The organism is Modestobacter sp. VKM Ac-2978, assembly GCF_026968025.1.
GTDB lineage: Bacteria > Actinomycetota > Actinomycetes > Mycobacteriales > Geodermatophilaceae > Modestobacter.
The window spans coordinates 79,453-96,166 of record NZ_JAPVBP010000003.1; the positions used below are offsets into that span (position 1 = coordinate 79,453).

Annotated in this window: 16 protein-coding genes; 12 read left to right on the forward strand and 4 right to left on the reverse strand. The window is 74.5% G+C overall.

Annotated features, from left to right (window positions below; translation table 11 throughout):
* Nucleotides 1-146 precede the first annotated feature (146 nt).
* Both O2W53_RS07895 and O2W53_RS07900 read left to right on the forward strand, forming a co-directional pair.
* Entirely contained in the window at nucleotides 147-1,772 is a 1,626-nt protein-coding gene (locus O2W53_RS07895) for an acyl-CoA dehydrogenase family protein (protein WP_269162483.1), read from the forward strand.
* A gap of 40 nt (nucleotides 1,773-1,812) precedes the next feature.
* The gene (locus tag O2W53_RS07900; protein ID WP_269162485.1) at nucleotides 1,813-2,202 is read left to right on the forward strand and encodes a hypothetical protein; all 390 of its coding nucleotides are present in this window, start codon (nucleotides 1,813-1,815) and stop codon (nucleotides 2,200-2,202) included.
* Between the two features lie 16 nt (nucleotides 2,203-2,218).
* Here O2W53_RS07900 and O2W53_RS07905 read toward each other — a convergent pair whose 3' ends face one another.
* The gene (locus O2W53_RS07905) at nucleotides 2,219-3,490 is read right to left on the reverse strand and encodes a M18 family aminopeptidase (protein ID WP_269162486.1); all 1,272 of its coding nucleotides are present in this window, start codon (nucleotides 3,488-3,490) and stop codon (nucleotides 2,219-2,221) included.
* A 160-nt stretch (nucleotides 3,491-3,650) separates the two neighbouring features.
* Between O2W53_RS07905 and O2W53_RS07910 the strand changes: the two genes are divergently transcribed.
* From O2W53_RS07910 to O2W53_RS07930, 5 genes are all read left to right on the forward strand, one after another.
* Nucleotides 3,651-3,917, forward strand: coding sequence for a hypothetical protein (locus O2W53_RS07910; RefSeq protein WP_269162488.1), 267 nt, complete (start codon nucleotides 3,651-3,653; stop codon nucleotides 3,915-3,917).
* Between the two features lie 34 nt (nucleotides 3,918-3,951).
* A complete protein-coding gene (locus O2W53_RS07915) occupies nucleotides 3,952-4,842 on the forward strand; it encodes an AAA family ATPase (protein WP_269162490.1) in 891 nt (296 codons plus the stop codon).
* Complete coding sequence (locus O2W53_RS07920; protein ID WP_269162492.1) at nucleotides 4,832-6,013, forward strand: vWA domain-containing protein; 1,182 nt, start codon at nucleotides 4,832-4,834, stop codon at nucleotides 6,011-6,013. Before O2W53_RS07915 ends, O2W53_RS07920 begins: the two co-directional genes overlap by 11 nt.
* 74 nt (nucleotides 6,014-6,087) lie before the next feature.
* Nucleotides 6,088-7,209, forward strand: coding sequence for an XdhC family protein (locus tag O2W53_RS07925; RefSeq protein WP_269162493.1), 1,122 nt, complete (start codon nucleotides 6,088-6,090; stop codon nucleotides 7,207-7,209).
* Nucleotides 7,210-7,332: 123 nt separating this feature from the next.
* The gene (locus O2W53_RS07930; RefSeq protein ID WP_269162495.1) at nucleotides 7,333-7,944 is read left to right on the forward strand and encodes an MOSC domain-containing protein; all 612 of its coding nucleotides are present in this window, start codon (nucleotides 7,333-7,335) and stop codon (nucleotides 7,942-7,944) included.
* On the opposite strand, the gene O2W53_RS07935 is transcribed toward O2W53_RS07930, so the two are convergent.
* Nucleotides 7,923-9,050, reverse strand: coding sequence for an NDMA-dependent alcohol dehydrogenase (locus tag O2W53_RS07935; protein WP_269162496.1), 1,128 nt, complete (start codon nucleotides 9,048-9,050; stop codon nucleotides 7,923-7,925). The two genes, O2W53_RS07930 and O2W53_RS07935, sit on opposite strands and share 22 nt — an antisense overlap.
* 223 nt (nucleotides 9,051-9,273) lie before the next feature.
* On the opposite strand from O2W53_RS07935, the gene O2W53_RS07940 reads away from it, so the two are divergent.
* Entirely contained in the window at nucleotides 9,274-11,172 is a 1,899-nt protein-coding gene (locus tag O2W53_RS07940; RefSeq protein ID WP_269162497.1) for an L-lactate permease, read from the forward strand.
* Nucleotides 11,173-11,206: 34 nt separating this feature from the next.
* Here the strand turns inward: O2W53_RS07940 and O2W53_RS07945 are convergent, their stop codons facing one another.
* Nucleotides 11,207-11,602, reverse strand: a complete 396-nt coding sequence (locus O2W53_RS07945; RefSeq protein WP_269162498.1) for a DUF3224 domain-containing protein — start codon at nucleotides 11,600-11,602, stop codon at nucleotides 11,207-11,209.
* Between the two features lie 65 nt (nucleotides 11,603-11,667).
* Here O2W53_RS07945 and O2W53_RS07950 point away from each other — a divergent pair, with 65 nt between their 5' ends.
* The gene (locus tag O2W53_RS07950; RefSeq protein WP_269162500.1) at nucleotides 11,668-13,068 is read left to right on the forward strand and encodes a bifunctional 3-(3-hydroxy-phenyl)propionate/3-hydroxycinnamic acid hydroxylase; all 1,401 of its coding nucleotides are present in this window, start codon (nucleotides 11,668-11,670) and stop codon (nucleotides 13,066-13,068) included.
* Nucleotides 13,069-13,087: 19 nt separating this feature from the next.
* Here O2W53_RS07950 and O2W53_RS07955 read toward each other — a convergent pair whose 3' ends face one another.
* Complete coding sequence (locus tag O2W53_RS07955) at nucleotides 13,088-13,921, reverse strand: alpha/beta fold hydrolase (protein ID WP_269162502.1); 834 nt, start codon at nucleotides 13,919-13,921, stop codon at nucleotides 13,088-13,090.
* Nucleotides 13,922-14,231: 310 nt separating this feature from the next.
* Between O2W53_RS07955 and O2W53_RS07960 the strand changes: the two genes are divergently transcribed.
* The 3 genes from O2W53_RS07960 to O2W53_RS07970 all read left to right on the forward strand — a co-directional run bounded on the left by O2W53_RS07960 (nucleotide 14,232) and on the right by O2W53_RS07970 (nucleotide 16,657).
* Complete coding sequence (locus O2W53_RS07960; RefSeq protein ID WP_269162504.1) at nucleotides 14,232-14,609, forward strand: PadR family transcriptional regulator; 378 nt, start codon at nucleotides 14,232-14,234, stop codon at nucleotides 14,607-14,609.
* Nucleotides 14,596-15,297: a hypothetical protein gene (locus O2W53_RS07965; RefSeq protein ID WP_269162505.1), complete on the forward strand. Its 702-nt coding sequence runs from the start codon at nucleotides 14,596-14,598 to the stop codon at nucleotides 15,295-15,297. Before O2W53_RS07960 ends, O2W53_RS07965 begins: the two co-directional genes overlap by 14 nt.
* A gap of 157 nt (nucleotides 15,298-15,454) precedes the next feature.
* Nucleotides 15,455-16,657: a cysteine desulfurase-like protein gene (locus tag O2W53_RS07970; protein WP_269162506.1), complete on the forward strand. Its 1,203-nt coding sequence runs from the start codon at nucleotides 15,455-15,457 to the stop codon at nucleotides 16,655-16,657.
* The last annotated feature ends 57 nt before the right edge of the window (nucleotides 16,658-16,714 follow it).

A 16,714-nucleotide genomic window follows, 5' to 3' on the forward strand; every position in this document is an offset into this window, starting at 1 on the left:
CGTCGTGGCGGGCCCGCCGTCCGCAGGCCCCTCCGCGCCCTGCCCAGGGCTCGCAGCCCTGAACCCCGGGACGCCTGATCCGCCGATCCGGCGCACGGCCGTGGTCCACTCCTGGGGAACCGGGACCACGTCGGTGAGGAGGCGCGGTGAGCCGCACGCACGAGGTCCTCAACCAGGCGCCGCCGAGGGTCGACCTGGACGAGTACTCGACCAACCCGGCCCTGACCGAGGCGGTCGAGCGCCACGGCGCCGGCTGGGCCACCGACCACCTCGCCGAGGTCGGGTCGCTCGTCGGGCAGGCCGACTTCCAGCGGGACGCCGAGCTCGCCAACACCCACCCGCCGGTGTTCGCCGGCCACGACCGCTGGGGCAACCGGGTCGACGCGGTCGAGTTCCACCCCGCCTACCACCGGATCAGCGCCGCGGCGGTCGCGCACGGCGCGCACACCAGCTGCTGGGCGGAGCCGCGGCCCGGTGCGCACGTCGCCCGGGCGGCGGCGTTCATGCTCTTCGCCCAGGTCGAGCCCGGGCACGCCTGCCCGGTGAGCATGACCCACGCCGTCGTCCCCTCGCTGCGGGCGGCGCCGGAGCTGGCCGACGTGTGGCTGCCCAAGGTGTTCTCCCGGGACTACGACCCCGAGCTGCGCGACCCGGCCACCAAGTCCTCCGCGGTCTTCGGCATGGCGATGACCGAGAAGCAGGGCGGCTCGGACGTGCGGGCCAACACCACCCGGGCGGTCGACGCCGGCGACGGCAGCTGGCGGCTGACCGGGCACAAGTGGTTCTGCTCGGCCCCGCAGTCCGACGCGTTCCTGGTGCTCGCCCAGACCGGCACCGGCCTCTCCTGCTTCCTGGTGCCCCGCGTGCTGCCGGGCGGTGACCGCAACATGTTCCGCATCCAGCGGCTCAAGGACAAGCTGGGCAACCGGTCGAACGCCTCCTCGGAGATCGAGCTGGAGGACACGGTCGGCTGGCTGGTCGGGGAGGAGGGACGCGGAGTCCGCGCCATAATCGAGATGGTCGGGCAGACCCGGCTGGACTGCGTCCTGGGCAGCGCCGCCGGCATGCGGCAGGCCGTCGCCGAGGCCGCCTGGCACACCCGGCACCGCCGCGCCTTCGGCGCTCCGCTGATCGACCAGCCGGCGATGACCGCCGTCGTCGCCGACCTGCAGCTGGAGGCCGAGGCCGCCACCTGGACCGCGCTGCGGGTGGCCGCGGCGTACGACAGCGAGGATGCCGAGTCGACCGCGTTCCGCCGGCTCGCCACCCCCGTGGCGAAGTACTGGGTGTGCAAGCGCGGGCCGCACCACGCCTACGAGGCGCTGGAGTGCCTGGGCGGCAACGGCTACACCGAGGTCTTCCCGCTGGCCCGCCGCTACCGGGAGCAGCCGGTGATGGCGGTCTGGGAGGGCTCGGGCAACGTGATCGCCCTCGACGTCCTCCGGGCGCTGGCCCGCGAGCCGGAGTCGGTGGCCGCCGTCGACGAGGAGATCGGCTCGGCGCTGGGCCAGCACCGGGCCTTCGACGCGCACGTGCAGACCACCCGGGCGTTCATCGGCCGGGTGCAGGCCGACCCGGGGAACGCTCCGCAGCACGCCCGCCGGGTCGTGGAGGCGCTGGCGCTCGCCCTGCAGGGCGCCGTCCTGATCCGGGAGGCGCCGGCCGCCGTCGCCGATGCCTTCGTCTCCGCCCGTCTCGGGGCCGACCGCAGCCTGGAGTACGGGGCGCTGGACCCAGGCCTGGACCTCGCCGCGATCGCGGCGCGCGCCTGACCGGGCCCGATCCGCCACCGCGCGCCCTATCCTCCGGCGCATGACCGGACGTCGAACCGCCCTGACCGCCGGCGCGGCCGGGCTGAGCGTGCTCGCCTGGGTCGCGTGGCTGGCCTGGGACCGGGAGTACCAGTTCGACCCGGAGACCAGCACGACCTCGGGCCCCTACGAGACGTGGCAGGTCGTCGGCTGCGTGCTGACGCTGCTGGCCGCCGCGGTGCTGGTCGGGTGGGTGCAGCGGCCGCTCGTCGCGGCGCTGGTGGTGACCGTGCCGTTCACGCTCTGCTGGACGGTCGACGCAGGCCGCCAGGACGAGACCGGGCTCTTCATGGTGGGCGCCCTGCTGATCGCCGTGGGCCTGTTCCTCGGCTCGTTCCTGGTCGCCGTCGGGATCGGCCGGGCCCCGGGCCGCCGGCGCATCGACGCCTGACCCTCCCCCGGCGCGATCAGTCGGCGAAGCAGGCGGTCAGCGCGCCGACCACCAGCGGGACGTCGAGGGCCGAGGCGAGCTCGCGGGCCGAGTGCATGGCCAGCATGGGTGCGCCGACGTCGACGGTCGCGATGCCCAGCCGGGTCGCCGTCAGCGGACCGATCGTGCTCCCGCAGGGCAGGTCGGCCCGGGTGACGAACCACTGCACCGGCACCGACGCCTCCGCGCAGCGCTCGGCGAACCAGCCGCTGGTCACCGCGTCGGTGGCGTAGGCCTGGTTGGCGTTCACCTTGAGCACCGGCCCGCCGCCCAGCTGCGGCTGGTGGCCGGGCTCGTGCCGGTCGGAGCGGGTCGGGTGGACGGCGTGCGCCATGTCCGCCGAGACCAGCCGGGACTGCGCCAGTGCCCGGGGGAGCGCCTGCGGGTCACCGGCGTCCAGGACCGCCACCAGCCGGCGGACGACGTCCTCCAGGAAGCTGCCGCGCGCCCCGGACATCGAGCCGCTGCCCACCTCCTCGTGGTCGTTGGCGACCAGCAGCTGGGTGCGGCTGGTGGCCGCCGCGGCGATCAGCGCCGTCACCCCGGCGTGGCAGCTGGCCAGGTTGTCCAGCCGCGGCGCGGCGATCCAGCTGCCGTCGGCGCCGGTGCGGCCGGCCGGCTGGGTGTCGGCGAGCACCAGGTCGTGCCCGACGACGTCCTGCACGGCCGCGCCCACCTCGCTGGCCAGCGCCTCCCGCAGGCCCGGCTCGGTGCCCAGGTCCTGGGACCAGACGGGCACCAGTTCCCGCTGCGGGTCCAGCTTCAGGCCGTCGCGCACGCTGCGGTCCAGGTGGATCGCCAGCGACGGCAGCCGCAGCGGCGCACCGGGCAACCGCACGAGTGCGGTGCCGCCGCCGCGCAGTGCCACCCGGCCGGCCACGGTGAGCTCCCGGTCCAGCCAGGTGTGCCACAGCCCGCCGCCGTAGGGCTCGACGCCGACCAGCCGGTACCCGGCCTGCCGGACGTCGTTGCGCGGCCGCACCTTGAACGTGGGGGAGTCGGTGTGCGCGCCGACCAGCCGCAGCCCCGCCTCGGCCGGGGAGGCGCTGCCGACCCGGAACGCGATCAGGCTGCCGTGCCGGACGACGAAGTGCTGCCCGCCGGGGGTGAGCTCCCACCGGTCGGCCTCGGCGAGCTCGGTGAAGCTGGCCGCGCGCAACCGCCGGGCCAGCTCCGCGACGGCGTGCGACGGGGACGGGGAGGTGTCGACGAAGGCCCGCAGGTCGTCACCGAGGGAGAGGTCCGGCATGGGCCCATCTTGCTCGACCGGCCCGGACCCGTCCGACCTGAGCCGCTCCGTCGACCCTGAGCCGCTGGACCGACCGTTGCGCCGTGCCGTGGCGCGGCTCAACGGTGGTCGGGGCGGGTCGACCCGCGTTTGGCTGGCGGCGCGCGGGTAGGTCGGGTGCATGGCCGACGACATCGAGATCGATGCCCAGGGTGAGCACGGCTACCTCGTGACCCAGCCGAGCGAGCTGGAGGACGTGCGCACCTGGTTCAAGGTGACCCCCGAGGTGATGGACCAACTCGGCGCCGACGACGAGGAGGACGTGGTCCTGCGCACCGTGCAGTTCCTGCGCAGGCACCAGGACGTCGCCGACTTCCCGGAGGCCGTCGACCTGGAGGACGTCATCGCCAGCTACGACGAGTACCTGACGGTGATGACGGCGGACTGATCACCACCGCGGTGCGGATGGGATGCTGCCACCTGTGACCGAGCCCACGCTGCCCGCCGACCCCGCGGCGCTGGCCGCTGCGCTGGAGGGCACCGGCTACCTGCCCGACGAGGGCCTGGCGACGGCGGCCTACCTGGCGCTGGTGATGCACCGCCCGCTGTTCCTGGAGGGCGAGGCCGGGGTCGGCAAGACCGCGTTGGCCCGGGCACTCGCCGACGTCACCGGCCGGCCGATCTACCGGCTGCAGTGCTACGAGGGCCTGGAGGCCAGCCACGCCCTCTACGACTGGGACTTCGGCCGCCAGCTGCTGCACCTGCGCGCCGCCGAGGCCGCCGGTACCGCCGAGCGCGCCGAGGAGCTGGAGGCCTCGCTCTACGACCGCCGGTTCCTGCTGGCCCGCCCGCTGCTGCAGGCCCTGGAGGACTCCCCGTCGGTGCTGCTCATCGACGAGGTCGACCGGGCCGACGACGAGTTCGAGGCGTTCCTGCTCGAGGTGCTCAGCGACTTCACCATCTCCATCCCGGAGCTGGGCACGATCCGCGCGCAGACGCCGCCGCTCGTCGTCCTCACCTCCAACCGCACCCGGGAGGTGCACGACGCGCTCAAGCGCCGCTGCCTCTACCACTGGCTGGAGCACCCCGACTTCGAGCGCGAGGTGGCGATCCTGCGCCGCCGGCTCCCGGACGTCACCGAGGAGCTGGCCCGTCAGGTCTCGCGAGCCACGGCCCGACTCCGGGAGCTCGACCTGCTCAAGCCGCCCGGGGTCGCCGAGGCGATGGACTGGGCGACCGCGCTGCACGCCCTCGGTGCCCGCGAGCTCGACCCGGACACCGCGGCCCGCACCCTCGGGGCGGTGCTGAAGTACCGGGAGGACACCGACCGCGTGCAGGCCCTCGCCCGGGGAGCGCTGTTCGGTGGCGGGTGAGCAGCGGGACGTCGTCACGACCGTGCTGGGGTTCGCCCGCACGTTGCGGCACGCCGGCGTCGACGCCTCCCCCGACCGGGTCGAGGCGATGCTCGCCGCGGTCGCGCACCTCGACGTCCTGGACCCCACCGCCGTCTACTGGTCCGGCCGGCTGACCCTCTGCGCCAGCCCCGACGACCTCGAGCGCTACGACGCCGGCTTCGCCGCCTACTTCGGGGGCGAGGCGCCGCGGGCCCGGCGGCCGTCGGGGGCGGAGGAGCAGCGGGTCGCGCAGTCCGCGCCGCTGCAGACCGGTGAGGGCAGCCAGGAGGGCGGGGAGCCCACCGAGCTGGCCACCCAGGCCAGCGGCGAGGAGGTGCTCCGGCACCGGGACGTCGCCGAGCTGACCGTGGCCGAACGCGACCAGTTGCGCCGGCTGTTCGCCCTGCTGGTCCCGGCCAGCCCGATGCGCGCGTCCAGGCGCCGCAGCCCGTCGGCACACGGGGCGATCCACCAGGCGCGCACGGTGCGGCGGGCGCTGCGCGACGGTGGCGAGATCACCCGGCTGGTGCACCACCGGGCCCGCCCGCGCCCGCGCCGGGTGGTGCTGCTGATCGACGTCTCCGGGTCGATGAGCCCCTACGCCGACGCACTGCTGCGGTTCGCGCACGCCGCCGTCCGCGCCCGGCCGGCCAGCACCGAGGTCTTCACCATCGGCACCCGGCTGACCCGGGTGACCCGCGAGCTGCGGCTGCGCGACCCGGACAAGGCCCTGGCCGCCAGCGGTTCGGCGATCCCCGACTGGTCCGGCGGCACCCGGATCGGCGAGGTGCTCAAGGCGTTCCTCGACCGCTGGGGCCAGCGCGGCACCGCCCGCGGCGCGATCGTGGTGGTCTGCAGCGACGGCTGGGAGCGCGGCGGCCCGGAGCTGCTGGGCGAGCAGATGGCCCGGCTGGCCCGGCTGGCGCACGCCGTCGTCTGGGTGAACCCGCACAAGGGCCGGGCCGGCTACGAGCCGCTGACCGGCGGGATGGTGGCGGCGCTGCCGTCGATCGACTGCTTCGTCGCCGGGCACAGCCTGGCCGCCTTCGAGGAACTGGCAGGGGTGATCGAGAGGACCCCGGGCTCCTCACCACTCGCACGCTCGCGGCGGGCCGCTGCCCGGACCCGACAGGAGGATCTTCATGCCTGAAGGACCTCGGTCCCCTCACCACTCGCAAGCTCGCGGCGAGCCTCCGACCGAGGCCGACCGACAGGAGGACGCAGATGCGCGACGTTCTTGACGACCTGGTCGGCTGGTGGCAGGCGGGGGAGACCGTCGGCGTGGGCACCGTGGTGGGCACCTGGCGTTCCGCGCCGCGCCCGGCGGGGGCGTCGATGCTGGTCGGCCCGGACGGGACGGCGGTGGGCAGCGTCTCCGGCGGCTGCGTCGAGGGCGCGGTCTACGCGGAGGCGCAGGACGTCCTGGCCAGCGGCGAGCCCACCCTGGAGCGGTACGGGGTGAGCGACGACGACGCCTTCGCCGTGGGGCTGACCTGCGGCGGGATCCTCGACGTCTACGTGGAGGCGATCTCCCGGGAGTCCTTCCCCGAGCTCGGTGACGTGGCCGCGTCGGTGGGCGCGCACGAGCCGGTCGCCGTCGTCACCTGCGTCAAGGGCCCGGCCGACCGGCTCGGCAAGCGGCTGGTGCTCTGGCCGGACCGCGCCTCGGGCACGCTCGGCGCCCAGCGGCTGGACGACGCCGTCGCCGACGACGCCCGCGGCATGCTCGCCGCCGGCCGGACGGCGACCCTCACCTACGGCCACGACGGCGAGCGGCGCGGCGACGAGCTCACGCTGTTCGTCTCCTCCTTCGCCCCGCCGGCCCGGATGGTGGTGTTCGGCGCGATCGACTTCGCCGCCGCCGTGGCCCGGGTGGGGTCCTTCCTCGGCTACCGGGTGACCGTCTGCGACGCCCGGCCGGTGTTCGCCACCGCCCGCCGCTTCCCCGACGCCGACGAGGTGGTCGTGGAGTGGCCGCACAAGTACCTGCAGGCCCAGGTGGACGCCGGGGCGCTCGACGAGCGCACGGTGCTCTGCGTGCTCACCCACGACCCGAAGTTCGACGTCCCGCTGCTGGAGGTCGCGCTGCGGCTGCCGGTCGCCTACGTCGGCGCGATGGGCTCCCGGCGCACCCACGACGAGCGGCTGGCCCGGCTGCGCGAGGCCGGGCTGACCGAGGACGAACTGGTCCGTCTCGCCTCACCGATCGGACTGGACCTGGGCGCCCGCACCCCCGAGGAGACCGCCGTCTCGATCGCCGCCGAGATCATCGCCGGCCGCTGGGGCGGCACCGGCGAGCGGCTGGCCGAGGTCGCCGGCCCCATCCACCGCACCGCCGACCGCTAGCAGAGGCCAAACTCGCGACTTTGGCCCCTGAGCCGGGCCACCAGGATGGCCATTGTGGTGGTGGTGGGTCAGGGGTGGGACGGCGGGGGCCCGCGCTCTCGGCCCCTGGGGGACGATCGGCGGGTGACGGACGACGACCTGCCGTACCGCTACGACGTCGAGGTCGTCGGGCTGCTCGCCTCGCCGGCGCACCGCTGGGACGGCCGGCCCGACCCGGCACTGGCCGGACCGGTCGAGCGCACCGACCGGGTCGAGGTGCGAGCCGGGCTGGGCATCGTCGGCGACCGCTACTTCGGCCGGCCCGCCCACCGGGACGCCTCGGTGACGGTGCTCGCCGCCGAGGGCCTGGAGCGGCTGGCCGGCGAGCTGGGCAGCGGGCCGTTGGACCCGCTCGCCGCCCGGCGCAACGTGGTCCTGCGGGGTGCGGAGGTCGAGGCGCTGCGCGGGCAGCCGTTCAGCCTGGACTGCGGGGAGGGGGTCGTCGTCCTGGCCGGTGGGCGGCCGGCCCACCCGTGCGCCTGGCTGGACCTCGCGCTCAGCCCCGGCGCACACCGCGGGCTGCGCGGGCGGGCGGGGATCCGCTGCGCACCACGGTCGGACGGCGTCCTGCGGCTGGGCCCGGCCGTGCTGCGCACCGCCGTCCCGCTGGACCCGGCGCAGGCGGGTGCCGCCGTGCGGCCCGCGCCCCGTCCACCGACGGGGCGCGGGTCCGGTCAGCGGTCGGCGTCGGTGTAGACGACCATCCCGCGGATGTTCTTGCCGTCGCGCATGTCCTGGTACCCCTGGTTGATCTCGGCCAGGGAGTACTTCTGCGTCACCAGCCCGTCGAGCTTGAGCTGACCTGCCTGGTAGAGGGCGAGCAGGGCGGGGATCTCCGCGCGCGGGTTCGCGCCACCGAAGATGGCGCCCTGCAGGTCCTTCTGCAGCAGGGTGAACTCGAACAGGTTGAGCTTCACGTCCATGTTGGCCGCGTTGCCCATGCCGGTGACGACGACCCGGCCGCCCTTGCCGATCATCGAGACCGCGGCCTGGATGTCCTCCCCCTGGATGTCGCCGACGGTGATGATCGCCTTCTCCGCCATCCGGCCCCAGGTCATCTCGTTGACCACCGGCGTGGCCTCCTCGACGCTGGAGAACACGTGGGTGGCGCCGAAGTCCTTGGCCCACTGGTGCTTCGCGACGACCGGCTCGATCACCACCACCCGCAGCGCCCCGGCGGCCGCGGCGCCCTGGATCGCGTTCATGCCCACGCCGCCGGCGCCCATGATCACGACCGTCTCGCCCGGCCGGACGTCGGCCACCTTGGTCGCCGAGCCCCAACCGGTGGTCACGCCGCAGCCGACCAGCGCGGCGACCTCCAGCGGGATGTTCGGGTCGATCTTGATCACCGAGGCCTCGTGCACGGTGATGTAGGGGGCGAACGTGCCCAGCAGGCACATCGGGACGACGTCCTTGCCTCCGGTCTGCACCCGGTAGGAGCCGTCGGAGATCGACGTCCCGGCCAGCAGGCTGGCGCCGAGGTCGCAGAGGTTCTGGTGGCCGTTGGAACAGGGCGGGCACTGCCCGCAGGCCGGGATGAACGCGGTGACGACGTGGTCGCCGACCGCCAGCCCGGTGACACCGGGGCCCACCTCGGTCACGACGCCGGCGCCCTCGTGCCCGCCGAGCACCGGGTAGGAGCCGACCGGGGTGCCGCCGGTGACCAGGTGCTCGTCGGAGTGGCACAGCCCGGAGGCCGCGAGCTCCACGGTGACCTCGTTGGCCCGAGGGTCCCCGATCTCGATCTCCTCGATCGACCACTCCTGGCCGATTCCCCACAGGATGGCGCCCTTGGTCTTCAACTCATGTCCTCCAGGTCTGCAGCGACCACGTCGTCGTTGATGTGGTCTCTCTCACAGCCTGAGGAGGCGGGTGGGTGCCGTCAAGGCGGGATGGCGGGGATCCCGGGTGGATGGCGGTCCCTGCCCGTGTCCACAGGGGTGGCGGGCGACCGTGCGGTGCGTCACAGTGCAGCGACTCCGCACGCCCTCGATGGTGCGGACACTGCCGACGAGAGGCGTCAACGTGGACAACCTCGCTGTGCTCAGCCTGCTGGCCCTGCTCCCGATCCTGGTGGTCGGCGTGCTGCTGGCCGGCCTCCGGTGGCCCGCCAAACGGGCCATGCCGATCGGCTTCGTGGTCGTGGTGCTCGTCGCCCTGTTCGCCTGGGAGATGAGCCCGACTGCGATCGCCGCATCGGCGGTCCAGGGGCTGCTGCTGGCCCTCACACTGCTCTACATCGTCTTCGGCGCGCTGCTGCTGCTGGAGACCCTCACGAAGAGCGGCGCGATGGCGACCATCCGCGCCGGGTTCACCAGCATCAGCCCCGACCGCCGGGTGCAGGCGATCATCATCGGCTGGCTGTTCGGCAGCTTCATCGAGGGCGCGTCCGGCTTCGGCACCCCCGCCGCCGTGGTCGCCCCGCTGCTGCTGGCGCTGGGCTTCCCGGCCATGGCCGCGGTCATGGTGGGCCTGATCATCCAGAGCACGCCGGTGAGCTTCGGCGCCGTCGGCACCCCGATCCTGGTCGGCGTCAGCGGCGGGCTGACCGGTTCGGACGCCGTCGAGCAGCGGACGGCGTTCCTCGGCATCGAGTTCCCCGAGTTCCTGGAGCGGATCGGTTTCCAGGTGGCCGCCATCCACGCCACCATCGGCACGCTCATCCCGCTGATCCTCGCCTGCATGCTGTGCGGCTTCTTCGGCGAGCGGAAGCGGTTCGCCGACGGCCTGGCGATCTGGCCGTTCGCGCTCTTCGCCGCCTTCGCGATGACCGTGCCCTACGTGACCGTCGCCGCGGTGCTCGGGCCGGAGTTCCCGTCCCTGCTCGGCGGCCTGATCGGCCTGGTCATCGTGATGTTCGCGTCCAGCCGGGGCTTCCTGATGCCGAAGGAGACCTGGGACTTCCCGGCCCGGGAGCGGTGGGCGACCAACTGGATGGGCAACCTCTCCCCGGAGGACGAGAAGGACGTCGCCGGCAAGAAGATGAGCATCTGGCTGGCCTGGACGCCGTACGTCATCGTCGCCGCCCTGCTGGTGCTGAGCCGGACCATCGACCCGATCACCGAGTTCCTGACCACCGGCTGGCGGGTCGTCACCGTGGACGACATCTTCGGCACCGGCATCGCCCAGGCGCTGCAGATGGTCTACCTGCCCGGCTTCCTGTTCATCCTCACCTGCCTGATCACCTACGCCATCCACCGGATGCGGCCGGCCGACATCGCCGCGTCGTGGAAGGTGGCCGGCAGCCAGCTGGCCGGCGCGGCGGTGGCGCTGCTGTTCGCGCTGCCGCTGGTCCGGGTGTTCATCAACTCCGGGGCCGACTTCAACGACTCCGGGCTGGCGTCGATGCCGCTGACCCTGGCCGAGGGCGCGGCGTCCATCGCGGGCGACACCTGGCCGGCCTTCGCCCCGTGGATCGGTGCACTGGGGGCGTTCGTCGCCGGGAGCAACACGGTCAGCAACCTGATGTTCTCGCTCTTCCAGTTCTCCACCGGTGAGCAGATCGGGGTGACCCCGGAGACCGTCGTCGCCACCCAGGCGGTCGGCGGCGCGGCCGGGAACATGATCACGGTGCACAACATCGTGGCGGCCTCGGCCACCGTCGGCCTGATCGGGCGGGAGGGCGACCTGATCCGCAAGACCGTCCTGCCGACGATCTACTACTGCCTGATGGCCGGTGGCATCTCGCTGGTGCTGATCTACGGGTTCGGGGCCAACCTGAGCACGCTGTGGCTGGCCGTCCTGCTGGTCGCCGTCGCCGCGCTGATCGTCGCGATGCGGCGCTCGCCCGGGAAGCCGAACAACGAGCTCGTCGACACGGCAGGTTCGCCGGCGGACAGCGCCACGACCGGTGGGGCGCCCGGCGACGGCCGGGACCAGACGGACATGGTCCCCGACCCCAACGCCACCCGCGACGACCGCTGATCGACCGACACCCCGCCCCCGCCGGGGCGGGGTGTCAGTCGGGCAGGACGACGTCCAGGGTGAGCAGCTCGTGGGCGACCGTGCCCGTTCCGCTCAACCCGGCCAGTGCGGCGGTGCCCGAACCGGCGACCACCCGGGCCCACTGGGTGGTCTCCACGCCCTCGCCCATGGCGGCGCCGTGCTCCAGCACGAAGCTGCCCCGCCGGCCGGCCAGGGCGCCGGTGATCCGCTCCTGCGCCACGTAGGAGGCGCCGCGCTCGCCCTGGGTGGTGAGCGCGTGGCCGGTGGCCGAGCCGGTGAGGTCGTCACCCTCGTAGGTCTTCACCAGCACGGCCCGCGCAGTGGCCGGTGCGCCGGGCTCGGCGGTCTCCGGGTCGGGGACCGCGTCCCAGGTGTCGATGGTGAACGGCGCCGTCAGGTGCAGGTCCATGCCCGGCATCCTGGCCCGTGGCCTGCCGTCTGTCCTGGGGTCGGGCCACGGGCAGACTCATCGCCGTGACGGTGGTGGTGGTCGGCGCCGGGCCGGTCGGGGTGACGGCGGCGCTGCTGCTGGCCCGCCGGGGCATCGACGTCCTGGTGCTCGACCGGCACCCGGCCGCCTACCCGCAGCCGCGGGCGGTGCACCTGGACGACGAGTCACTGCGGGTGCTGCAGGCCGCCGGCGTCGCCGAGGCGTTCGCCGCGGTCAGCCGGCCGATGGCCGGGCTGCGCCTGCTGGACGGCGAGCACCGCACGCTCGTCGAGTTCGGGCGGGGGGACGGGGAGCACGGCTGGCCGCAGGCGTCGATGTTCAGCCAGCCCGACCTGGAGGCGGTGCTGCGCGACGCGCTGGCCGCCGAGCCCCGGGCCGAGCTGCGCGGCGGGGTCGAGGTGTTGCACGTGGAACAACGCGGACCGGTTCGTCTCACCGTCCGCGACCGGGCCACCGGCGTCGAGGAGGAGCTGGTCGCGGACGCCGTGCTGGGGTGCGACGGCGCGAACAGCACGGTGCGCCGGCTGATCGGTTCGTGGATGCACGACCTCGGCCCCTCCGAGCGCTGGCTGGTGGTCGACCTGGCCGCCGACGCCCCGCTGGACGTCTGGCCCGGCGTGCACCAGGTCTGCGACCCGGTCCGCCCGGCGACGTTCATGCCGATCGCCGGCGACCGGTACCGCGCGGAGTTCCGGCTGGCCGCGGGGGAGTCGGCCGCGGACCTCGACCTCCCGGCGCTGCTCGGCCGGTTCGGCGCGCGGGGCTGCACCGTCGTCCGGACCGCGGAGTACACCTACGCCGCCCAGGTGGCCGACCGGTGGCGGGACCGGCGGGTGCTGCTCTGCGGCGACGCCGCCCACCTGACCCCGCCGTTCATCGGCCAGGGGCTGGGCCTGGGGCTACGGGACGTGCACCAGCTCACCTGGAAGCTGGCGGCGGTGCTGGACGGCGCGGACGACGCGCTGCTCGACACCCACCAGGCCGAGCGGGCGCCGCACGCCAGGGCGCTGATCCGCGTCGCGGTGCTGCTCGGCCGGCTGATGACCGGCGGGGGCGACCGGGCCGCGCTGGTGCGCCGGGCGGTGCTGACCGGGGTGCGCCGGCTGCCGCGGCTGGCCGCCTTCGCCGCCGCCAGCCGGACGCCGCCGCTGCGTCGCGGTCCGCTGGTGCGCCGGCCCCTCGTCGCGCCCGCCTCGCCGGTCGGGTCGCTCGTACCGCAGCCCCCGGTCGAGGGCGCCCAGCGGCTGGACGACCTGCTCGGCCCCGGCTGGGCGGTGCTCAGCTCCGGCGGGCCGGTGCCCGATGACTGGCCGGGTCCCGTCGTGCGAGGCGACCAGCTCGGCTCGCCGGAGCTGGTCCGATGGCTGGGCGGGCGTTCGGTGCTGGTGCGTCCCGATCGGATCGTGGCCGCCGCCCACGGGTGAGGTCACCGGCGGCCAGCGCTCAGGCCTGGGCCGTCAGCCAGGCGCGGAGCGTGGTCGCGAGGTGTACGGGTTGGTCGAGCTGGACCAGGTGACCCGCGTCGGGCACCAGGGTCAGCTGGGCGCCGGGGATGGCGTCGGCCAGCCGGTGCGCGCGGTCGGCGGGGATCCAGCTGTCCTCGCGCCCCCAGATCACGTGCACCGGGAGATCGAGGGCGGGGTAGCGCGGTTCGAGGACGTCGGTGAAGGCCTCGTCGGCCTGGGCGATCTGGCGGTAGAAGGCCGACTGCCCCTCCGGCCCGGTCCACGGTTCGACGAGGGCATCGAGCTGGCTCGCGCTCAGCCCGCGGTGGCTGGCGCTGGCGATGTAGGCGCGGACCGCACCGGCGTGCACCGCGGGCGGCAGGGCAGCGAACACGTCGGCGTGGTCGTGCACCAGGCGGAAGAACGGCGACCCCCACGGGGCGAGGGCCACCACGTCGACCAGGGCGAGGGAGGTGTAGCGGGCGCCGTGCAGCAGGTGCGCCCGCAGCGCGACGGCGCCGCCGAAGTCGTGCGCGATGACGTGCGGGGCCGTGTCGAGGGCCAGGTCCAGGTCCCAGTGCTGCAGCAGGTCGGCGAACAGCTGGCCCTGGACGTCGAGGGAGACGGCGTGCTCAGGGTCCTTGGACGACGCCCCGTAGCCGGGCATGTCCCACAGGTGCACGGTGAAGTGCGCGGCCAGGGCGTCCGCGTAGGGAGCCCACAGCCAGGACGACCACGGGGTGCCGTGGCAGAACACCACCGCGGGTCCGGTGCCGGAGCGGGTCCAGCGGACCTGCCGCCCCCGCCAGTCGAAGGTCCGGTCCAGCTCCATGCCCTGCAGCGTTGCAGGTGGCGCCCGAGCCCCATCGGCGGGTTGCGCAGAGGCTCCACTCGGCCGGAGCTGTGCGCCCGTGCGGGCAACGGCCACCTGGGACTGGCGGAACGCTGCAGCGATCACCGAACTGCTGCTGCCCATGGCGCTGACCGACACGACGCTCCCCGGAATCGACCTGCTGCACGACGGGATCAGCTGTGGAGCGACGACCGTAATCCGAACGCCGCCTCCTTGTGCAGGTGACGGCGGCAACGCGACGCCACTCCGGTACTAGGCGAGACCAACTACTGTCGCTACTGTGTCTCGCATGGCACCGGATCCGGATCGTCGCACCCAGCTGCTGCGCGGTGCGCTGGACACCTGCCTGCTCGCCCTGCTGGCCCACCGGCCCACCCACGCCTACGACCTCGTCGTCCAGCTCGAGAAGCACGGACTGCCCGGCGTCGGCTACGGCACCGTCTACCCACTGATGGGACGCCTGCGCCGACAGGGCCTGGTCAGCGAGCGCACCGAACCCAGTCCCAGCGGGCCGCCCCGCAAGGTCTACGAGGTCTCGCCGGCCGGGACCCAGGCACTCACCGAGTGGACGCAGCAGTGGGTCGACTCGACCTCCGCCATCACCGGGCTCCTCGCCTCCGCCGGAGCCCTCGACACCCCCGAGGTGAGCCCCCGTGCCCACGGCTGACAACGCAGATCTCGACCGCCAGGTCCACGCCGCCCTCACGGAACTGGACCGCAGCCTGCAGCGCCTGCACCTGACCCGCGCCGATCGGCGAGCGATCGTGGCGGACGTCCGCACCGACCTCCAGGCCGCCGCGGCCGACGGGGTGAGCCCAGCGGCGCTCGTCGGACCGGACGTCGATGCCTTCGCCCGGGAGACGGTCGAGGCGGGTGGGTACCGCCCGCGGCCGCGCGGCTACCCCCGCCTGGTGATCGGTGGCGTCCTCACCGCGATCGTCGCCGTGGTCGTCGCCTACCTGCTCGTCGTCGAGGTGCTCACCCCGCTGCTCGCCTCCTGGTTCACCCTGGACGGCAGCTACCCCACGGCCGGGCCGATCGTGGCGTACGTGGGGATCGCGCTGGTCGGACTGCTGGGCACGTTCCTCGGGGTCGCGCGGTTGTCGGCCGGCCGGCCGGCCGCCCGGGCGACCCGGACGAGGACCGCCCAGCTCCTGCCGGTCGGCGCAGCCGTCGGCATCGCCGGAGCCGTCGCCGTCGCGCAGCAGGACCTCACCACCGGGGCCACCGTCACCGGGCAGGTGCTGGTCGTGCTGCTCGCCATCGCCGTCGCACTGGGCATCGCCCGGTGGTGGGCGCTGGGCAGCGCCGCCGACGAGAACGCGGCCGCCGCCTCCTCCGTGGCGTCGCGTTGATCCCACCCGCAGAGCCTCCCTCGGTCATCGCCGCCCGCCAGTTGGCCCAGGAGGCGAAGGGCAGGCGTGCTCCGGCACGTCCCCGCCGGCACGGCCACGCGGTGTCGGCGGCGGCCGGCTCGTGGGGGACGCAGCGCGCGGCTAGCGTGAGCGGGCGATGAGCTTCGACGTCGCAGCACTCCGCGCCCACTTCCCCGCCCTCACCGACGGTGCCGCGCACTTCGACGGCCCCGGCGGCTCGCAGACGCCGGACGTCGTCGCGCAGGCGGTCGCCGCCACGATGACCCAGCCGATGGCCAACCGCGGCTCGGTCACCCAGGCCGAGCGCAACGCCGACGCCATCGTCGTCGCCGCTCGGCAGGCGGTCGCCGACCTGACCGGCGGCGACCCCGGCGGCGTCGTCTTCGGGCGCAGCGCCACCGCGCTGACCTACGACCTGTCCCGGGTGCTGTCCGCCGGCTGGGGGCCCGGCGACGAGGTGGTCGTGACCCGGCTGGACCACGACGCCAACATCCGCCCGTGGGTGCAGGCCGCCGAGGCCCGCGGCGCCACGGTGCGCTGGGCCGACTTCGACCCCGCCACCGGCGAGCTCGACCCCGCGACCGTCGGGGCCCTGCTGTCCGAGCGCACCCGGCTCGTCGCCGTCACCGGTGCCTCCAACCTGATCGGCACCCGCCCCGACGTCGCCGCGATCACCGCCCTGGCGCACGAGGCCGGCGCGCTGACCTGGGTGGACGGCGTGCACCTGGCCGCCCACGCGCCGGTCGACGTCACCGCGCTGGGGGCGGACTTCTTCGTCTGCTCGCCGTACAAGTTCCTCGGCCCGCACTGCGGCTGCCTGGTCGCCGCACCGGAGCTGTTGGAGACGTTGCACCCGGACAAGCTGCTGCCCTCCAGCAACGCCGTCCCGGAGCGGTTCGAGCTGGGCACGCTGCCCTACGAGCTGCTGGCCGGCACCACGGCGGCGATCGACCTGCTCGCCGCCCAGGCCGGTCCCGAGGGCGACCGCCGCAGCCGGCTGGTGGCCGCGATGGCCGCCATCGAGCAGCACGAGGACCGGCTGCGGGAGCGGATCGAGGACGGCGTCCGGGCGCTGCCCGGGGTGACCCTGTGGTCGCGCGCGGCCCACCGCACCCCGACCCTGCTGCTCACCTTCGCCGGCCGGGACGCCGCCGACGCGTACCGCTCCCTGGCCGAGCGCGGCGTCAACGCCCCCGCCGGCTCGTTCTACGCGCTCGAGGCCAGCCGCCACCTGGGGCTGGGCGACACCGGCGGACTGCGGGTCGGGCTGGCGCCGTACAGCGACGACGCCGACGTCGACCGGCTGCTCGCTGGGCTGCAGGAGTTCCTCGCCTCCTGACCGCGCCCGCCGACCCTGGGTGCGCCGCACCCAGGTCCGGCGCGGCCTGGATGGCCC